Annotated in this window: 20 protein-coding genes; 4 read left to right on the top strand and 16 right to left on the bottom strand. The window is 45.0% G+C overall.

The window, feature by feature from the left end:
- The first annotated feature begins 23 nt into the window (after window positions 1-23).
- On the top strand, window positions 24-644 hold the full coding sequence (locus LYZ37_RS14145; protein ID WP_272785889.1) for a hypothetical protein: 621 nt from the start codon (window positions 24-26) through the stop codon (window positions 642-644).
- Window positions 645-650: 6 nt separating this feature from the next.
- Here the strand turns inward: LYZ37_RS14145 and LYZ37_RS14150 are convergent, their stop codons facing one another.
- The 3 genes from LYZ37_RS14150 to fabR all read right to left on the bottom strand — a co-directional run bounded on the left by LYZ37_RS14150 (window position 651) and on the right by fabR (window position 3,226).
- A complete protein-coding gene (locus LYZ37_RS14150) occupies window positions 651-1,910 on the bottom strand; it encodes a tyrosine-type recombinase/integrase (RefSeq protein ID WP_272785890.1) in 1,260 nt (419 codons plus the stop codon).
- A 285-nt stretch (window positions 1,911-2,195) separates the two neighbouring features.
- Window positions 2,196-2,585 (bottom strand): YijD family membrane protein, encoded by a 390-nt coding sequence (locus LYZ37_RS14155; protein WP_004745062.1) that lies wholly within the window; start codon window positions 2,583-2,585, stop codon window positions 2,196-2,198.
- Complete coding sequence (gene fabR, locus LYZ37_RS14160; RefSeq protein WP_004745061.1) at window positions 2,585-3,226, bottom strand: HTH-type transcriptional repressor FabR; 642 nt, start codon at window positions 3,224-3,226, stop codon at window positions 2,585-2,587. The genes LYZ37_RS14155 and fabR overlap by 1 nt, the downstream gene beginning before the upstream one ends.
- A gap of 288 nt (window positions 3,227-3,514) precedes the next feature.
- Between fabR and sthA the strand changes: the two genes are divergently transcribed.
- A complete protein-coding gene (sthA, locus tag LYZ37_RS14165; RefSeq protein ID WP_004745060.1) occupies window positions 3,515-4,915 on the top strand; it encodes a Si-specific NAD(P)(+) transhydrogenase in 1,401 nt (466 codons plus the stop codon).
- Window positions 4,916-4,981: 66 nt separating this feature from the next.
- On the opposite strand, the gene fghA is transcribed toward sthA, so the two are convergent.
- The 6 genes from fghA to LYZ37_RS14195 all read right to left on the bottom strand — a co-directional run bounded on the left by fghA (window position 4,982) and on the right by LYZ37_RS14195 (window position 10,630).
- A complete protein-coding gene (gene fghA, locus LYZ37_RS14170; protein ID WP_272785891.1) occupies window positions 4,982-5,821 on the bottom strand; it encodes an S-formylglutathione hydrolase in 840 nt (279 codons plus the stop codon).
- A gap of 75 nt (window positions 5,822-5,896) precedes the next feature.
- Window positions 5,897-7,045, bottom strand: a complete 1,149-nt coding sequence (locus tag LYZ37_RS14175; RefSeq protein WP_272785892.1) for an S-(hydroxymethyl)glutathione dehydrogenase/class III alcohol dehydrogenase — start codon at window positions 7,043-7,045, stop codon at window positions 5,897-5,899.
- A 211-nt stretch (window positions 7,046-7,256) separates the two neighbouring features.
- Complete coding sequence (gene dinF, locus LYZ37_RS14180) at window positions 7,257-8,594, bottom strand: MATE family efflux transporter DinF (RefSeq protein ID WP_272785893.1); 1,338 nt, start codon at window positions 8,592-8,594, stop codon at window positions 7,257-7,259.
- Window positions 8,595-8,635: 41 nt separating this feature from the next.
- On the bottom strand, window positions 8,636-9,448 hold the full coding sequence (locus LYZ37_RS14185) for a class I SAM-dependent methyltransferase (RefSeq protein ID WP_171802199.1): 813 nt from the start codon (window positions 9,446-9,448) through the stop codon (window positions 8,636-8,638).
- An 89-nt stretch (window positions 9,449-9,537) separates the two neighbouring features.
- Window positions 9,538-10,158: a transcriptional repressor LexA gene (gene lexA / locus LYZ37_RS14190; protein WP_272785894.1), complete on the bottom strand. Its 621-nt coding sequence runs from the start codon at window positions 10,156-10,158 to the stop codon at window positions 9,538-9,540.
- A 109-nt stretch (window positions 10,159-10,267) separates the two neighbouring features.
- Window positions 10,268-10,630 carry a diacylglycerol kinase gene (locus LYZ37_RS14195; protein WP_272785895.1) on the bottom strand — a complete coding sequence of 121 codons (363 nt, stop codon included), beginning with the start codon at window positions 10,628-10,630 and terminating at the stop codon, window positions 10,268-10,270.
- A 204-nt stretch (window positions 10,631-10,834) separates the two neighbouring features.
- On the opposite strand from LYZ37_RS14195, the gene plsB reads away from it, so the two are divergent.
- A complete protein-coding gene (plsB, locus tag LYZ37_RS14200) occupies window positions 10,835-13,270 on the top strand; it encodes a glycerol-3-phosphate 1-O-acyltransferase PlsB (protein ID WP_171325751.1) in 2,436 nt (811 codons plus the stop codon).
- A gap of 46 nt (window positions 13,271-13,316) precedes the next feature.
- Here the strand turns inward: plsB and ubiA are convergent, their stop codons facing one another.
- Both ubiA and LYZ37_RS14210 read right to left on the bottom strand, forming a co-directional pair.
- On the bottom strand, window positions 13,317-14,171 hold the full coding sequence (gene ubiA, locus LYZ37_RS14205; protein ID WP_272785896.1) for a 4-hydroxybenzoate octaprenyltransferase: 855 nt from the start codon (window positions 14,169-14,171) through the stop codon (window positions 13,317-13,319).
- Between the two features lies 1 nt (window position 14,172).
- The gene (locus tag LYZ37_RS14210; RefSeq protein WP_171325755.1) at window positions 14,173-14,712 is read right to left on the bottom strand and encodes a chorismate lyase; all 540 of its coding nucleotides are present in this window, start codon (window positions 14,710-14,712) and stop codon (window positions 14,173-14,175) included.
- Window positions 14,713-14,877: 165 nt separating this feature from the next.
- Between LYZ37_RS14210 and LYZ37_RS14215 the strand changes: the two genes are divergently transcribed.
- Window positions 14,878-15,285: a flagellar basal body-associated protein FliL gene (locus LYZ37_RS14215; RefSeq protein ID WP_171325757.1), complete on the top strand. Its 408-nt coding sequence runs from the start codon at window positions 14,878-14,880 to the stop codon at window positions 15,283-15,285.
- A gap of 45 nt (window positions 15,286-15,330) precedes the next feature.
- On the opposite strand, the gene glpG is transcribed toward LYZ37_RS14215, so the two are convergent.
- The 5 genes from glpG to ftsE form a co-directional block, all read right to left on the bottom strand.
- Entirely contained in the window at window positions 15,331-16,161 is an 831-nt protein-coding gene (glpG, locus tag LYZ37_RS14220) for a rhomboid family intramembrane serine protease GlpG (RefSeq protein ID WP_272785897.1), read from the bottom strand.
- Window positions 16,162-16,165: 4 nt separating this feature from the next.
- Window positions 16,166-16,492: a thiosulfate sulfurtransferase GlpE gene (glpE, locus tag LYZ37_RS14225; protein ID WP_004745048.1), complete on the bottom strand. Its 327-nt coding sequence runs from the start codon at window positions 16,490-16,492 to the stop codon at window positions 16,166-16,168.
- A gap of 415 nt (window positions 16,493-16,907) precedes the next feature.
- Window positions 16,908-17,765: an RNA polymerase sigma factor RpoH gene (gene rpoH / locus LYZ37_RS14230; protein WP_004745047.1), complete on the bottom strand. Its 858-nt coding sequence runs from the start codon at window positions 17,763-17,765 to the stop codon at window positions 16,908-16,910.
- A 183-nt stretch (window positions 17,766-17,948) separates the two neighbouring features.
- Entirely contained in the window at window positions 17,949-18,917 is a 969-nt protein-coding gene (ftsX, locus tag LYZ37_RS14235) for a permease-like cell division protein FtsX (RefSeq protein WP_239854326.1), read from the bottom strand.
- The gene (ftsE, locus tag LYZ37_RS14240; RefSeq protein ID WP_272785898.1) at window positions 18,907-19,581 is read right to left on the bottom strand and encodes a cell division ATP-binding protein FtsE; all 675 of its coding nucleotides are present in this window, start codon (window positions 19,579-19,581) and stop codon (window positions 18,907-18,909) included. The genes ftsX and ftsE overlap by 11 nt, the downstream gene beginning before the upstream one ends.
- Between the last annotated feature and the right edge of the window lie 78 nt (window positions 19,582-19,659).

Consider the following 19,659-nt stretch of genomic DNA (forward strand, 5'->3'; position numbering starts at 1 on the left):
TCGATTAGAGGACTGGTAAGAACATGATCGTTGAAATAACACCAAATTCTAAGATGAAGAAACGCTTAGAGTGGATAGATAAAAATGATGCTTTGATGGCTCAGTGGTTGGTAGGTTACATATCGCAACATGAATGGATATTTCCATTAAACAGTGGAAATGAAACACCATCCGACTACATTGACCGCTTTTTGAAAAATGCTCACAGTTGGGAAGAGAATGCTCAAACTAGAGAGCAGTGCCGCAACATGAAATCGGCTTGGAAGAGCTGGAAAAAGCGAGAAGACAATCGCAAGAATGCAACCATTGCAGAGGGAAGTTACACCATATCAATAACCGCAAGAAAAGAGCTAGAACGTTTAGCCAAACAGCACAATTGCAGCTTTAGCAAAGTGATTGAAAGTCTGCTTCTCAACGCCAAAGAAATCGAGCATCTACAAAAAGCCATCAAGAAACCACTAGAAAAAGCCAATCATGGCTACCGAGTCAATACGGACTTTCTGGCTACTTTCTTTACTGATGACAAAGCGCACCAGCAAGCTGAAATCATAACGCAAACCCTAAGACAGGAAATTGAAAACAATAAGAAACAACATCGAAAAGATCTTGAAAAGCTCAAGCAAGATCTCAAATCCAAGCACTAGATGGGACTACGCTAACTTAGTTGTATCGAAAGGGACTACATTCTCCACAGCCAGTGATTGCAACTTATATCCCCATGCCTGCAACACCGCTAGTTGCTCATCTAGATAGTCATGGTGGTTATAAACTCTTAGCATTCCCGGCAACTGGTGACCGACCGTTTTTTCGATGGCAACAATATCGAGCCCCATCTCGCTACAGCGGCTGATAAAGGTTCGACGTAAATCATGTGGTGAAAAACGCTCAAAGTCTTCAGGAATATTGCGTTTTATCAACGCTCTTACTGCTGCTGGCTCTTGTAATTTATCATTACTCAGTTGCGGCCAAACTAGCTTCCACTTGTTCGGAACATTTTCACGCTGTTCCACTAACAAATCTAAGAGATAATCGCTCAGTGGCACTTTGCGACTTTCTTGGCTTTTTGTGTGCCGCTCTTCTGAGCTGGCTGGTAATGTCCAAACCTTGTTATCTAAATCAATCTCAGTCCAACGCATTTCAAGTACAGCACTTATCCGTTGACCACACCCTAGCAAGAATCGTATCAATCGGAGATTAGCACGATCTGTATTCCAATCATCCAAGCTTGTTAACAGACTCTTCAGCTCAGAAAAACTAAGATTTCGTTTAGTAACACGGGAGCCACCGCCAACATCTTTTGCTTTTAGTTGTGGAGCCGGATGAGAATTAAGCATGTTGAGTGCCAAGGCATGGTTAATCACTTGATTGATGACTTTATGGCAGACACCAATTGCTCCAGCCATGCGCTTTCCATCGCTATCTACCTTTGCATCAAAGACTTTATTAAAGTGATAGATACTTAAGTCTGCCAACTTAATGTTACCGATAATTGGTTTGATATCTCGATTGTAGATGGTTCTCGATTGCTCACCTCGGAGTTGCTTAGATAGACGCTTATCATCAAAGCTCACAAAAGCATCGTCAAAAGTCTTAGCCTCATCACGCTCACGCTTTTCTTTATCAAGCTCAAACTTAGGGTTTTTGTTATTTTCCAGCCAGCTTCGATAACGACCAGCTTCTTTCCTTGCCTGTTCTAGAGTCATACCCGTTTCAGGCTTAGCCTTAACATATCGCCCCATTGATATCTTGTCGTGCTTCTTCCCTATTTGAAAACGAAATGTCCAAGTCATCGTCCCTGTGGGTCTAACTCGAATATTAAGACCTTCAATTTTTTTATCAGGAATCAAATACTCTTTATCTTGAGGTTTCAGTGCTTGTAACGTGGCATTACTACTAATTCGCTTGGTCATTGCTAAGCAACTCACTTTAATTCTGGGTACGGCTTGGGGTACGGCATAGGTTGAGTTTTCATTGTACCCAGAAAGACAACACTGGACAACAGAATGAAGAGATGCGCTATATATCAAGCACTTAAGAGGTAAAAATAGCTCTTAATGGACTCCAATAGAACCGTAACTCCATATACCCACCACATGGAAGCCGGTGTGCTACTGGAACGCAAAGCTTAACCGCAGGTACGAAATAAAAAAACGAGCCAATAGGCTCGTTTTTTGTATCCATTAACTAGGCTGATATCACGACTCAGTTTTTGGCTTCGCTGGCGCAGTTAGGAAACCAAGCTTCTTCGCTACCCAAAGCAGCAAACCAAGCGTAATAAAGATTGCTAGCATGTTAGAGCCAGAATCTGGGTATTGAGCTTTAACAAATGCTGAGTGACCAAATGCGCCGACGAAGAAACACGCTAGACCGACTAGCGGGATATCTTCAGACACAGGGTTACTTAAGTACTCTCGGTAAAGTGCTTGCACTGACAGCACAAGCGCAATCAGTGGAAAAATTGAGAAAGGCACATCACTCATGGTTAGCCATGACAACATAGCATCACCACACATACCCGCAATTAGAGCCAGTACCAGTGTTTTCTTCTCAGAACCATGATTAACTTGGTTTGTTTCATTCGACATTAATCTATCCCACCTTTTAATCGGTTACGTTCACGTTCTTTGCGATACCAGAAAGCCCCTTTGGCTATCATTCGCAATTGCATAATTAGACGTTCGGCAAGTTCATCGCGTTCACGTCGATTTAAATCTAAAGCTTCCGCGCCAGAGCTGAATACCAATGTGACCGACGCCTCTGCTTGAGTGAAAGCTTCATCTCGGGCCATACCAGTACTGATCAAGTATTCTGTCATCTCGGCGACAAAGTGTTGCATCTCACGAGCAACGGCAGTACGAAATTCAAATGAGGTTCCCGAACGTTCACGTAATAATAGTCGGAAAACGTTGGGGCTACTTTCGATAAACTCCATAAAGGTCTCTACCGAAGTGCGAATCACACTGCCCTCTTTGACGATGCGTTGGCGAGCTTGACGCATTAGCTGTCGCAGCAACAAGCCCCCTTCATCAACCATGGTCAAACCTAGCTCATCCATATCTTTAAAGTGACGATAGAATGAAGTTGGAGCGATACCCGCCTCTCGTGCGACTTCACGCAAGCTCAGGTTGGAAAAGCTTCGGTCAGCACTTAACTGACTGAATGCAGCGTCAATCAAAGAGCGACGCGTTTTCTCTTTCTGCTGAGCACGGATTCCCATGGATTTCATAGTTATTTTTCTATTTTTCTAACTTCGATAGCCATTAATATACAACGATTGCCTTAGAGAGATAAGCCATAATCTTGTGCTTTGCTGACCGAGTGGCAATTAAACCGAGTTGAGTTGAGAATTCAATCTTTTCCCCCCTAATAAGAGACATACGACATACCCTTTAATCTAATTGCTTGATTCTCCGTGATCTCACCGACTGTCTAGTATGCTTTAGGTGTACGCCCTAACGGAATCAGTTAAAATCTCGCTAAAGCAATGTTAAGAATCTATAACAAGGAAGAAACTATGGCCCAGAGCAACCACTTTGATGTAATCGTTATTGGTAGTGGCCCCGGAGGCGAAGGGGCAGCGATGGGATTAACCAAAGCGGGCTTAAATGTTGCCATTGTAGAAAAGGAAAGTAGTGTCGGTGGTGGCTGTACTCACTGGGGCACGATCCCTTCAAAGGCTTTACGTCATGCAGTAAGCCGAATCATTGAGTTCAATAACAACCCCCTATTTTGTCACAACAACACTAGCCTACATTCGACGTTTTCCAACATTCTCGGTCATGCCAAGTCAGTAATCGATAAGCAGACGAGACTTCGTCAAGGCTTCTATGATCGTAACCAGTGCTCGTTGATTTTTGGTACGGCTCGCTTTATCGATAAATATACCATTGCCGTGATGCAAAGTGATGGCACAGAAGAGACCTACAGCGCCGACCGCTTTGTTATCGCGACGGGCTCTCGCCCATACCAACCAGACAATGTCGACTTTATGCACGAGCGTATTTATGACAGTGACTCGATACTGAGTCTTAAGCACGACCCTCGTCATATCATCATTTACGGCGCAGGTGTTATCGGCTGTGAGTATGCATCGATTTTCCGTGGTTTAGGTGTCAAAACAGACCTAATCAATACCCGAGATCGCCTACTTGCCTTCTTAGATAATGAAGTGTCAGACGCTTTGTCTTACCACTTCTGGAACAGTGGCGTTGTGATTCGCAACGATGAAACGTTTGAGAAAATTGAAGGAACAGAAGATGGTGTCATTGTTCATCTTGAATCCGGTAAGAAAATGCGCGCCGACTGTATCCTTTACGCTAATGGGCGAACTGGTAACACAGACAAACTGAACCTCACTGCAGTTGGGTTAGAGGCTGACTCTCGCGGACAGCTAAAGGTCGATGGTAACTATCAAACCGAAGTTGAACATGTTTATGCTGTCGGCGACGTAATTGGCTACCCAAGCCTAGCAAGTGCCGCTTACGACCAAGGACGCTTTGTTGCTCAGGCGATCACCAAAGGCAAAGCGGACGGCAATCTTATTGAAGATATTCCAACTGGCATCTACACCATTCCAGAGATCAGTTCTGTGGGTAAAACAGAGCAAGAGCTAACAGCCGCAAAAGTGCCGTATGAAGTTGGGCGTTCTTCTTTCAAACACTTAGCTCGCGCTCAGATCGCGGGTAAAGATATTGGTAGTTTGAAGATTCTCTTCCACCGCGAAACGAAAGAGATCCTTGGTATTCATTGTTTTGGTGAGCGCGCGGCGGAAATCATCCACATCGGCCAAGCCATTATGGAACAGAAAGGGGAAGCGAATACCATCGAGTATTTCGTCAACACCACTTTCAATTACCCAACTATGGCAGAGGCTTATCGCGTAGCAGCACTTAATGGTCTTAACCGTTTGTTTTAATTAAGCCACTAGCTAAATAGAGAAAAGCCGCAACTCAATTAAGTTGCGGCTTTTTAGTTTCATCAATTATTGATTCAGGTAAGTAGCATGAAACTCAAGATGCTGATCAATAAAGCTCGAAATGAAAAAGTAGCTGTGGTCATAACCTGACTGCATTCTCACTTCAACGTCAGAATCATGGGTTTGCGCTGCGGCAATCAATGCTTGTGGTTTGAGTTGCTCAACCAGAAAGTTATCCGCATCGCCTTGGTCGACTAAAATTGGCAGCTTTGCTTGCGCCTGCTTTAATAACTCACTGGCGTCGTACTCTCGCCAAGCCTCAAAGTCATTACCTAGGTAGGCATTAAACGCCTTTTGCCCCCATGGACACTGCATAGGATTAGTGATCGGACTAAAGGCAGAAATCGAACGATACTGCTGCGAATTTTTCAGCCCTATAGTCAGCGCGCCGTGTCCACCCATACTATGCCCTGCAATGGACTTGATCGACGAAACTGGGAAGTTAGCTTCAATCAAAGATGGCAGCTCTTGAGTGACATAGTCATACATATGATAGTGACGAGACCAAGGCTCTTGGGTGGCATTAAGATAAAACCCCGCACCTTGTCCTAGATCGTAACCTTCATCATCTGCGACATCTTCACCTCTAGGGCTAGTATCTGGCGCAACGATGGCAATACCTAACTCAGCAGCCCGGCGAAACGCCCCTGCCTTTTGCATAAAGTTTTCGTCGGTGCAGGTTAGGCCAGATAACCAGTACAGCACAGGAACGGGTTTGGCTTTGGTTGCGTTAGGTGGCAAAAAGATTGCGAAACGCATGTTGCAGTTTAGAACGTTAGAATCATGCGTGTACTGTTTGTGCCATCCACCAAATACTTTGGCTTGGCTTACGTTTTCAATGGTCATAACCACCCCAGATTAAAAATTCACAAGACAACAACGCCCTTGTATCAGGGCGTTGTCTTTATCTATTTAACTCAGTTACTTATCCATATGAAGAACAGTACGGATTGATTCACCTTTGTGCATCAACTCAAACGCTTCATTTACATCTTGCAGACCCATAGTATGAGTAATGAATTCTTGCAGACCGAATTCACCCGCCATGTAACGGTTTACGATTTCTGGTAGCTCAGAACGACCTTTAACACCACCGAAAGCGCTACCACGCCATACACGACCAGTTACGAGTTGGAATGGACGAGTTGAGATCTCTTGGCCAGCACCGGCAACACCGATGATCACTGATTCACCCCAACCTTTGTGACAACACTCAAGTGCTTGACGCATTACATTAACGTTACCGATACACTCAAATGAGTAATCTACACCGCCGTCTGTCATTTCAACGATAACTTCTTGGATTGGCTTATCGAATTTCTGTGGGTTGATAACATCTGTAGCGCCCAGTTGTTTGGCTAGGTCAAATTTACTCTCGTTGATATCAATACCAATGATACGGCTTGCACCCGCCATACGCGCACCAATGATGGCAGATAGGCCAATCCCACCTAGACCAAATACCGCAACGGTGTCGCCTTGTTCTACTTTTGCCGTGTTAAGCACTGCGCCCATGCCTGTTGTAACACCACAACCTAGAAGACAAACTTCTTCAAGCGGAGCTTCTTTATTTACTTTCGCTAGTGAGATCTCTGGAAGAACCGTGTACTCAGAGAAAGTAGAACAGCCCATGTAGTGGAAGATGGTCTCACCGTTAATAGAGAAGCGGCTTGTGCCGTCTGGCATTAGACCTTTACCTTGGGTTTCGCGAACGGCCTGACATAGGTTAGTCTTACCCGACTTACAGAACTTACATTCGCCACACTCTGCCGTGTAAAGTGGGATCACGTGATCGCCAACTTCAACGCTAGTGACACCTTCGCCAACCATTTCGACAATACCGCCACCTTCATGACCTAGGATTGAAGGGAAGATACCTTCTGGATCATCACCAGATAGGGTGAATGCGTCAGTGTGACAGACACCAGTTGCTACGATGCGTACTAGTACTTCCCCAGCTTTAGGAAGTTGTACATCAACTTCTTCCATTTTCAGCGGTTCACCAGCAGCCCACGCCACCATTGCTTTTGATTTTATGTGAGTTTGACCAGGATTGATTTCAAACGCCATTGGATGCTTCCTTTATATTTTATGTATATAGGGACGTCATAAGCGTAGTTGAAGAACTCTCACTACGCTGCGTCGTTTTGTTGCTGAGTATTTTAGGTGCTAATATAAATTTGATAATCCCACCATTTTGAAAATCATTTTTACACATACGTAATAATGTAAATGAAGATATAAAAAAGCCGAGTGCATTGACTCGGCTGGTATCTTTTACTTAGGCGAGAAAAGTGTTTCTCCGCCACTGGAGAGTTAAGATTATCGCTAGGGTTAAACCGCGCATGGCCATGAAACTCAACATAGCTAGCCACAGAGCGTGATTACCTAAATCCATCGATAAATAGAAAATCGCAAAAAAGGCACAGGTTGATAAGAACATGCTGTTACGCATCTCTTTACCTTTTGTTGCACCAACAAAGATGCCATCAAATAGAAAGCACCACATCGACACTAGCGGCATGGCAATCAACCAAGGCAAATACTCCATCGCCAATGCATGAACGGCTGAAATATCAGTGATCAATCCGATCAGATTCGATCCCATCAGACCAAATGCTAAGGTCAGTAATCCACAGATGACCAAGCTCCAGAAAAAGGTGCCTATGAGCGATTGATTGAGCTGTTCTCGGTCTTTCGCACCAATAGCTTTACCCACCATGGCTTCCATCGCATAGGCGAATCCATCCATGCCGTAAGAAATCATCATCAGAAAACTCATCAGCACGGCATTCGCAGCAACGATTTCATCGCCGAAACTCGCTCCTTGAAAGGTCATAAAGGTAAAGGTGGCTTGCAAGCAGAGTGAACGTAAAAAGATATCTCGATTGAGCTTAACAAAGCGATTTAAGCCATTGGTGGTGTCTCTAATCAAGTTCAACACTGGCGGTAGGCTGTCCCGGGTCCATTTACGCCATACGCAAATCAGACCAAAGCTCATTCCGGTGTAGTCCGCAATCACAGAAGCCAATGCCGCGCCCTCGACTTTCCAACCTAATCCGATCACAAATAGTACGTCGAGAACAATGTTGGTCATGTTTGCGATGATCACCATCCACATTGGTGCTTTTGCGTTTTGCGTACCTAACAACCAACCGAGCAAGACGAAATTGGCCAAAGCGGCAGGCGCACTCCAAGCTCGGATAGCGAAGTACTGCGCGCCATAGTGCTTTACCTGTTCACTGGCGTCACTAAAGCTAAATACCCATTGCGCAATAGATTGATGGAAGAGGAGAAAAACGGCGGCAAACCCAAGCGTCATTGTCATGCCTTGGGTGAAGACTAATCCAAGCTGATGTTTGCTCTTTGCGCCATAAGATTGGGCGGCAAGCCCCGTGGTCGACATACGCAAAAAGCCCAACAGCCAAAACGTCACGCTGATCATAGTGCTGCCCAGCGCAACACCGCCGAGATACCATGCATGTTCGAGGTGCCCGATGACTGCTGCATCCACCAGACCAAGTAATGGCACTGTGATGTTGGAAAGCACCATAGGAATAGCAAGTAACAAGACTTGCTTATGCACAGTGCGGTTAGAAAGGGTTTGAAGAATTTGCACGTTGTCACTCTGACTAGAATTGAGTGACAAGTGTAACGAGATTACCAGCGAAGCTGAACCAATACCGGCGTTAATCTTTGCTTTAAAAAGTTCATCTTAGTCAGCAAGCGTTGCCATAGTTTCCAGCGACCACAATCACGATCAAGCGGTGAATAGGTTTTCGCCCAGCGTGCCCAAGGTAAATAGCCTAACATAGCATCGCCCGGTGCACTGTAACCGTGAGCGTACTGCCCTGCCCCCATCTTCTGCCCTAGCTTGGAATGGCTGAGATCGCCCGCTAATACAACGCAAGCACGTGCTGAGTCAAAGTGGCAACCTAGAGCTTGAATAAACTTGGCCACTTGCTGCTGACTGCAATCAAGCAAAGCGTGTTCACACACAATCATCACAGGTGTTTTTTCTGGAATAGGTAGCTGTTCTAACCAACTGACATCATCAACGCTACCGCAAACGTGGTGATAACGTTCACTACTGTGAAACAGTTTCTGACGCCACAATAAGTTTTCTGTTACATCGAGCTCTAACCAGTTGCATCGGCCATTATCAACACGATAAAAACGCGTATCCAACCCTGCACCAACATTGACGATCCAACCGTCTGGATTACGTTTGATAAAAGCGGAGACCTGCTGATCGCACAGCTGAGTAAGTGTAACGTGAAGGAGTTGTTTTTGGTCAATATCACCAGAAAGGCATTCCGGTGCTAAATGGCAGCGCTGACAGGCACGCGCTGCAATTGGGTCGTAGACTAATCCATTATCAACTAAACTTTCTCGGCTACGAAGCCATAACGGTTGCAATAAATTAGCAGGGATTTGATAGCGATGTTTAGCTGATGTGTGATCGACGGCCATTATCATCTTCCTTCCGTAGCCAGAGTAAAGATGATAATGAATATCAGTTACAAAATCAACAAGTGAGAATGAATCTCAAACAGAGTCGGTTACATCCAATCTGTGTTGCGAATAATGCCTACCGCTAGACCTTCAATCGCTAGGTGCTGACTAGTCAGATCCACTTTAATTGGCTCAAATTCTTCGTTCTCAGCATGAAGCAGTACTGTCGAGCCTTTGCGCTCTAAACGTTTAACCGTTACGTCATCGTCAACACGAGCAACGACAACCTGACCATCACGTACATCTTGAGTTTTATGCACCGCAAGCAAGTCGCCATCCATAATACCGATGTCTTTCATACTTTCGCCGTTTACACGCAGTAAGAAGTCAGCTTGAGGCTTGAACATACCTGGGTCAACTTGGTAATGAGTCTCGACATGCTCCTGAGCAAGAATCGGCTCACCCGCCGCTACTTGGCCAATTAGAGGCAGTCCTTCATCATCGTTGGCGGCATCTTCAAGTAGAATACGAATTCCACGAGACGCACCTGGAATAATTTCAATCGCTTGCTTACGCGCAAGGGCTTTGAGGTGTTCTTCAGCAGCATTTGCTGAACGGAAGCCAAGTTCGCGTGCAATTTCAGCACGTGTTGGTGGCATACCAGTTTCTTCGATTTTGCTTTTGATCAGATCAAAAACTTGTTGTTGGCGGGGCGTTAACGGCTTCATAAGTCACCTGTCTTTTTATACAGTTAACTGTGAGTATATCCAGTAATTGTTCAAATGAAAAGCCAATTGCTTGTTTTTTAGCGAGTTAGCAATTTACCCGTCGATCGCGTTAAAAAAACAGGATCTCTAGCCAGACATAACCGGTTAATAGCATGGTCACCATCACAGCAGCCGAGCCAATATCTTTCGCCCGTCCGGCAAGCTCATGGTGCTCTGTTCCAACTCGGTCAACGACCGCTTCAATGGCACTATTAAACAGTTCAGCAATCAATACCAATACCACTGTCGCGATAAGCAATATCCTCTCCCACTGGCTGTCACCAATAAATAAAGCCGCCGGAATCATGAGTGCGGCTAACACGACTTCTTCTTGGAAGGCAGGTTCGTGTTTAAATGCAGCCTTGAGACCTTGGCAGGAGTACTGTGTCGCGTTTTTAATCCGTTTAAATCCGTGGAGTGTTTTGTCTGGCAAGTTAATTTCTCTTTATTAATTATCTCGATAGCTTGATGACTTAAAAATTGACGTTTTCCTAATCAATAATAAGTAAAAGGTTCGACCAGTTTCTGTTATCCTTGCCCGCTATAAAAATACACGCTTGGGCGCATTCCCAGTTCTATAGTTAGAGAAATGGAAATGTGCTTATGCAAACCATCTATTTTTGAGGCTAAGAACCTTATGTCTTCTGGACGAATGTTATCGCGCACCTTACTAAAACTGCCTATGTCAGTGTTAGTTAAAGGGACCACAATTCCTTCAAATCCTATTGAAGATCATAGCATTGATATAAACAAGCCCATTATTTACGCTCTGCCATATCGCTCAGCTGTTGATCTCCTCGCGCTGCAAAAACAAGTCATTGCACTTGGTTTACCCGACCCGCTAGAGCCAGTCGAAATCAACGGCAAAGCATTTAACCGCTACGTCTTTACTTCTGCTCGCCAAACCGTAATGGACAGCGATCAAGATGTACCTAGCACATCAGTGACGCTTTTCTCTGATCTGCTTGAACTGCACAAGTTTGATTCAGAACTCGATGTGCAAATGATCCCTGCAACGGTCCTTTGGGGACGTAAGCCAGGTAAAGAGTCTCAGCAAAAGCCTTACCTACAGTCTTTAAACGGCCCACAAAAAGCCAAAGCTGTTTTGCTATCTGGTCGTGACTGTTTAGTGCGTATTAGCCCTGTGGTTTCTCTGCGTTATATGGCGGATTCACATGGCACAGATGCTTCGATTGCTCATAAGTTGGCACGCGTGGCACGTATCCACTTCTCTCGTCAGAAGCTAGCCGCTTCAGGACCTAACTTGCCAAGTCGACAAGCACTATTTAATCGTCTGATGAAATCAAAAGCGATTGAAAAAGTTATCGAAGACGAAGCCAAGTCTAAAGGTGTGCCTATTGAGAAAGTACGCAAAGAAGCGCATGCCATCATGGATGAGATTGCCGCAAACTTCTCTTACTCCTTGATAAAAAATGGCGAACGCCTACTCGGCTGGTTGTGGAATCGTATTTACCAAGGCTTGAACATCACCAATGCCGCTACGGTACGTAAACTCGCGCAAGATGGCCACGAGATCGTCTACGTGCCTTGTCACCGTAGCCATATGGACTATTTGCTGCTTTCTTACGTGCTTTACCGAGAAGGGATGGTTCCTCCACACATTGCGGCAGGCATTAACCTTAACTTCTTCCCGGCGGGACCTATCTTCCGTCGTGGTGGCGCGTTCTTTATTCGCCGTAGCTTTAAAGGCAATAAACTGTACTCGACTATCTTCCGTGAGTACTTAGCGGAGCTGTTTGCTAAAGGCTACTCAGTAGAGTACTTCAGTGAAGGTGGGCGTTCGCGCACCGGCCGCTTGCTACAAGCGAAAACCGGTATGCTAGCTATGACAGTCCAAGCTATGCTACGTGGTCTAAATCGCCCAGTGACACTGGTTCCGGTTTACATCGGCTATGAGCATGTTATGGAGGTAGGGACTTACGCTAAAGAGCTACGTGGTAAGCGCAAAGAAAAAGAAAATGCCGGCCTAGTGCTGCGCACGATTCGCAAGCTACGCAACTTCGGCCAAGGGTACGTTAACTTCGGTGAGCCGATTCCGCTTAACCAATATCTGAACGAGCATGCGCCGGAGTGGACTAAGGATATCGATCCTATGGGTGCAACCAAACCACAGTGGCTCAACCCAGTTGTGAATGGTTTAGCCACCAAGATGATGACACACATTAACGATGCGGCTGCGACTAACGCACTCACATTATGTGCGACCGCCCTGCTCGCTTCACGTCAACGTGCATTGTCTCGTGATAGCTTAGTCAATCAGATCGATTGTTACTTATCGATCCTTAAGAATGTGCCTTACTCTTCAACCTACACGGTGCCTGAAGATGATGCCCAAGCGTTAGTTAAACATGCCGAGACACTGGATAAGTTCCTTATCGAGACAGACAGCATGGGTGAAATCGTATCGCTGGATCGCAATCAGTCGATTCTGATGACTTACTACCGCAACAACATCATCCATTTATTGGCGCTGCCGTCGTTAATCGCTCAAATGTTGGTACGCCATCAGCAGTTGTCCTTAGAGCAGATCAAGCAGAATGTAGCACTGGTTTACCCATTCTTAAAACAAGAGCTGTTCTTAAGTATTGAGGAAGAGAAGCTCGGTGAACTGACTGAGGCGTACATTGAAGAGATCGCTCACCAAGGCCTAGTGACCATCGATAGCGAACAAAATGTGGCGATTAACCAAGCCAACAACCAAGTCTTGGTTCTGCTTGGTCGCACCATTACCGAAACACTGCAACGCTATGCGATCGCACTTAACCTGCTAGTAGCAAACCCAGAACTAGGTAAGGCCGATTTAGAGCTTAAGAGCCAAGATATAGCACAACGCTTAGGTCGTTTACATGGCATTAATGCCCCAGAGTTTTTTGATAAGGGCGTTTTCTCTGCACTGTTTACGACATTGAAACAACAAGCTTACCTCGACAATGACGGTAACTGCGATAGTGATAAGAGCACAGAATTAGCCAACCTGCTTTACTCTATGCTCTACCCTGAAGTTCGCCTCACCATCAAAGAAAGTATCTGTCAGGCAACAGGGACTAAATAAAAACAGCTAAGTACGAAAAAGGGCATCCAGTGGATGCCCTTTTTGTTTACCAGAAAGCGATAAACAAGCCTATGGTGACTATCATGCCGACATAGTTGTTATTGAGAAATGCTCTGAAGCACAAGTCTCGCTCGCGATGACGGATAAGATGCTGCTGAAACACAAATAAAGCGCCAGCAATCAGTAAGCTCCAGTAGTAGCTTGCACCAAGCTCAAAGCAAATCCCGACATACATCAGCATGGCAAGAGTGATGAGCTGCAATGCACCAATCACCATTTTATCTAATCGACCAAACAAAATAGCCGTCGACTTAATACCAATTTTCAGGTCATCATCCCTATCTACCATGGCATATTGGGTATCGTAGGCGATCGTCCACAGGGCGTTAATAGTAAAGATAAACCATGTCATCATGGTGACTTCATTTGCCTCAGCAGCCCAAGCCATAGGAATTGACCAACTGAAAGCGAGACCAAGAAACAGCTGTGGCAGATGGGTATAGCGCTTCATAAATGGGTAGATGAAAGCGAGGAAGATGCCAACAAATGAGAGCTGAATGGTTAACGCATTCATACTCAGCACAAGTAGAAACGAGCTGATCGCTAAGACCAAAAACAACCCGATTGCTTCTTTAGAGGTAACTCGACCTGAGGGTAACGGGCGTTGCTTAGTGCGTTTTACATGGCCATCAACTTTGCGGTCAGCAAAATCATTAATTACGCATCCAGCCGCTCGCATAAAGATCACACCAAGAACAAAGACAAATAGAACCTTTAGACTCGGCACACCCTCTGCGGCAATGATCAACGCCCATAATGTCGGCCAAAGCAATAACAAGGTGCCAATCGGCTTATCCATACGCATTAACTGCCAGTAAGCGACTGCTTTATCTGCCGTCATTCTAAACACTCTCCTTTGCATAAATAGGCGCGGTCGGCAGAAACAACTCTGCCACTAACATAGGTTTATGATTCATCCATAGTCGCGAACGGCGAGCAAGTAGCTGTTTGCCATCCAACTCAACCAGACCAACTTGCAAAGCATCACGCTTAACATCATTGGCACTAAACACCGTCAAGCCTAACGGGATTTCACCTTGGCGAGCTAAATCATACTCTTGACCTTGCATCGAAGAGTGCGGAATTAAGGTGCGGCCCAATACCCACGGCTCTTCATCTCCTTTTAGCACCACCTTTCTCAGCAAGCATTCTTCTAGTGCTAGCAGTTCTATTTCCTGCGTATTTAGCTTTTCAGCTCGAATCACTTTATTATGCAGAAGGTCGACACTTAACGTTTGGCAATAAGACTCTAATAAACGTGACAACGAGCCCTGTTCTAGCAGCCATTTTTTTGCACTTTGCGTAGGAAAGCTAAAATGCTCTGGTTGTTGCCATTCAACTTGGCGAAGAGCAGATAAATAAAGCGCAGTTGGTTGATTCATACTAGTATTCAATAAGCAGCCTTATCAACGTACAATAAAGCTTCAATCTCAAAAGTTAACCACTACAATGAGTGCTTAACGCATTTTTATTACAAATAGATGCTCTATTGTAACAAGACTCAGGCGATTCGAGTATCGTGATTGGAAGAAAGAAAAGTTATAAATATGATTAAACGTTACCTAGCCCAAATATTTATCGCTTTGGGTTTACTTATCAGCCTACCTGTTTTAGCCCAAGAAGAAGGCGCTCCGAAACTTGCTTACTTTACGCTAGAGCCAGATCTCACCACCAACTTCTACACCAAAGGCAAAAAACTTGGCTATATCCAAGTTCGAATCGATATTATGGTTGCCAATGAAGCGGACCTTGGCGTGATCGAACTTCACCAGCCATTAATTCGCGACGCTGTGATTGAACTGCTGGGTAAACAGTCAGAAGATACCATTACCTCTCTGGCAGGGCGTGAAGATTTACGTAAGACCTTAGTTGAGCAGCTCAACGCAACGCTGTTACCCGAAACAGGCAAAACCATCATCGCTGACTTACTGTTTACCAAATACCTGTATCAGTAATCCAGCTAGCTAATCAAACGGCGCATAGAGCGCCGTTTTTTATTGCTATTTTTTCGCTCGACTCGCATCGAACAAACCCAGAGCCACACCGGATAACAGGCCAACTAAATGGGCGGTATTGGCAATCGCCATATACGGCTGAACAAAACCAAGCACCAACCACACCAGCATAAAACCTATCATAGGTTTAGGCATACTGAGTCCAAGTTGTGGCGCTTTGTAGCCCAACATCCATAAGTAGCCAACCAGTGCATAAACCACACCAGATAAGCCGCCAAAGTTAGCGCCTTCAACCCAGTATTGCCCCGCTCCTGAGAGCGCAGCAGATACTACAAACAACTGCAGTAGTTTGCCCGAGCCGAGCCTTTGCTCAATATCACCACCAAGCTGCCACCACCAGAGTAAGTTAAAGGCGATATGCATGACAGAAAAGTGAAGAACGGCATGACTTACCCAGCGCCAAAGTTGCCATTCTTGTCCTGCAAATGCTGGGAAGTGCAAAGCGGCAAAGACCCCTTCACCAGAGCCAAGTTGCTGCATGGTAAAAATAACCAAACAGATCACCATAACAGATAATGTTATCGGCCCGGCTTTGGCCTTAATCATGGCTAACATACTTGGCGATTGATAGGTAAAGTGATTCTTGCGGCTTTCGGCCATATCCCATGACGCCGCTTGATATTTGTTGGCATTAGGATCGGATAAAAACTGCTGCAGCTCTGACTCCACCTCTATTTGATGCTGACTATCGGTCAACCACAATGCAAACTGCCCTTCCCCCTCCGGCATCATCTGAATATCTATCTGGCGCGAGGCCATATAGTCGATAAATGCTTGTGCCATACGTGGATTATTGAGGGAGATGAGTCGATACATAAAGCTATCCTAAGTTGGATTCTGTCGGAAGTTCGGCTCTTTGCCATGCTTCAAAGCCGCCATCAACACTATACACCTGCTCAAAGCCTTGGTTAACCAAATACTGAGCCGCACCTTGGCTGCTGATGCCGTGATAACACATCACCAACACAGGTTGCTCGAACTCTACATCGTCCATAAAGGTCACAATCGTATCGTTGGTTAAATGGAAGGCATCTTTGGCGTGAGACACGGCAAAAGATTGAGGGTCACGAATATCCACCATACGTGCTTCTCCTTGCTCAAGAAGACTTTGCGCACTACCCACATCAATATGCTTAAACTGATCCATGAACTTTCTCTTTTATATCGTAATTATCTAACGCCATTGTAACCTATCCAGTGGTCAACAAGTACACGAGGGCAGTAAGGTTATCCACCAGCGATCATAAATTCATCAACTGTGGATAAATCTGTGGATTGCGTTGATAAAGTATCTCGATGATTTTTGATCCACTATATGTAGTGATGATCATTATTTTATTGTGTGTAAAAGTAAAACTATCCCCACGAGATAATGGGTCGAGATGCCTTTATCTACCCCGCTTTCTGACAGATAGCAAAGAAATTTATCACAGAGTTACCCACAGGCAAGATGAGACAAACTCGATCTATAATCATCCAAATAACTCAATAAATGATCAGCAATAAAAAAAGCCGAGATCATATGATCTCGGCTTTCTAAATTCTTTTTGAAAAGTCAGAGGTTAGAATTCACCAACCGCCGCTTTCAATTTCTTCATCGCGTTCTTTTCTAGCTGACGAATTCGCTCTGCAGATACACTATACGTTTCTGCCAATTCTTGCAGCGTCGACTTGTTATCATCTAACCAACGTGAACGTACAATATGTTGGCTACGCTCATCTAAGCTCTTTAGTGCTAAGCTCAAACGATTGTTAGTGTGCGCTTCCCAGTTTGCTGCTTCAACATTGTCGGCAACATCAGAAGACTTGTCTTCTAAATACACCATAGGTGCAGTGTAAGAAGCATTTGAGTCATCATCATCGGTTGGCATTTCAAATGTCGCATCTTGCGCAGCCAAGCGAGATTCCATTTCACGAACTTCTGAAGGCTCTACACCTAACTCACGCGCTACAGTTTCAACTTCACCATTGTTAAACCAACCTAGGCGCTTTTTCGACTTACGCAGATTGAAGAACAATTTACGTTGCGCTTTAGTAGTCGCAATTTTCACAATACGCCAGTTACGCAAAACGTACTCGTGAATCTCAGCTTTGATCCAGTGCACCGCGAATGAAACCAAGCGAACACCGACTTCAGGGTTAAAGCGTTTTACTGCTTTCATCAGGCCAATGTTACCTTCTTGGACAAGGTCAGCCATTGGTAGACCGTAACCTGAATAACCACGAGCCACGTGTACAACGAAGCGCAGGTGCGAAAGGATTAAGCCTTTTGCTGCCTCGATTTCACCGTCGTAATGCAGGCGCTCTGCAAGTCCACGCTCCTCTTCAGGAGTTAGCATTGGATAGCTGTTCACTGAACGAATATAGCTGTCTAAGCTATCTTGTGTCACTACAGCCATTGGGTATGCTTGGTTAGTCATTCAAGTCCTCATCAGTCTCTGATCTGGAGTATGTTTTAGCCCAACAATCTTGAACCTAAAATGAACAGGTTTCAAGCAGGGGAAGGTTATTATGCATAAACAATTCGTCTATACAAGAGAAAAAGTATACGGTAGCGTCTACTTTTTTCAATAGTATGACAACAACAAAATAATCCGGTTCAATTAAACAGGTTCAATTTCTTTGAGATGACGCTGCGCTGAAACCTTTGCCGCTAAACAGCCAAGAAAGGTTCCTAGCATCACTAGCAGTAAAGACTCATCCCAGCTTAAACCGACTAATCTGAAGTGGCTATCATACAGAAGCGCTAACTTTTCTACGCTGCTATTAAGTAGAACTGTGATTACCGCTGTTAAAACCCAGGCTGTAATCGCACCTAGCAGACCAAACCACATACCAGAGTACAAATATGGGCGAAGAATATAGCTATTAGTTGCCCCGATCAGCTTCATGGTTTGAATCTCTTCTTTATTGGCTAACACGTTAAAGCGTAATGTGTTGCCAACAATTAAGAACACAGAGCCAAGCATCAACACTGATAAAGTAATCACGATGCCACTGACGAGATTTTTGATCGCGTCGAGTCGTGTTAACCAATCTTCATCCAAGCGAACATCGGTAATACCGTCTTCATTAGCGACGCGCTCAGCGAGACGTTTAATCGCTTGTTTATCATCTTTACTCGGTGTAATCACCAACACACCAGGTAATGCGTAGTCGTCTAACAAGCTCAGTGCCTGTTCAAAACCGGAGTATTGGCTGAGGTCGTCTAGCCCTTGCTGCGGGGAGATGTATTCAACCTTAGCCACATCAAGCGATGTTTCTAGTTCATCTTTGAGGACCATGATCCGTGCTTCAGGTGTGCGCTCTTCTATGTAAGCACTTACTTGCGACGGACTAGTGACATTGGTTGAAGCCGCAGAAATATTCTTACCCAATAGGTACAAAGCAGAAGGCATGGCTAATGCCATCGAGATAACCGCTAAAGTAAGGATATTACCCAGCGGTCGCTGCCAAAATTCGGCCAGAGAAAGTCTAGCTTGCTTAAAGTGAACGGTAAAAAAGCTGTCTTTCTTTACTCGATTCTTAGCGCGTGAGGCGTTGGCGTTTTTATTGCGCTTATTAGTGCCCATAATCTTCCACCTCACTTAAAAAACCTTGGTTTAGCTCTAGATGGCGATATTGTGGGCGAGTGTTCACTAACCCAATATCATGCGTTGCTAAAAGGATGGTGACACCAGCACGGTTAAACTCTTCAAATAGCTTCAGTACTCGGCTAGAGAGTTCAGGGTCTAAGTTACCGGTAGGTTCATCAGCTAATAGTAAGGTTGGTCGATTCACCACAGCACGTGCGATTCCGACACGCTGCTGCTCACCACCAGACAGTTGACTTGGCAAGCATCTCGCTTTGTCCAACAGACCCGTCTTATCCAGAGCAGCAGATACACGACGCTTAATTTCGTTCTCAGAGATTGACTCTATTCGCATTGGCAAAGCGACGTTATCAAACACGCTTCGATCCATCAGCAAACGATGGTCCTGAAACACAATGCCAATATTGCGACGTAGGAAGGGAATATCCTTGTTAGGAATTCGAGTGATATCGTGGTCATTAAAACTGATTTTGCCATCCGTAGGTCGTTCAATGGCACAGATTAACTTAAGCAGGGTACTTTTCCCGGCACCTGAATGTCCGCCAAGAAAAGCCATTTCACCGCGACGAAGATGAAAATCGACCTTCTGTAAGGCTTGTCGTCCACCACGATAAGCCTTACTCACTTGCTGAAATTTTATCACCCGAAATCCCTCTTATGAACTTCTCTATTGTATTTATCCCCTAAATAGTTGGAGTTGCAGCTAGGCGACAAATCCATT

The organism is Vibrio tubiashii, from assembly GCF_028551255.1.
Lineage (GTDB): Bacteria > Pseudomonadota > Gammaproteobacteria > Enterobacterales > Vibrionaceae > Vibrio > Vibrio tubiashii_B.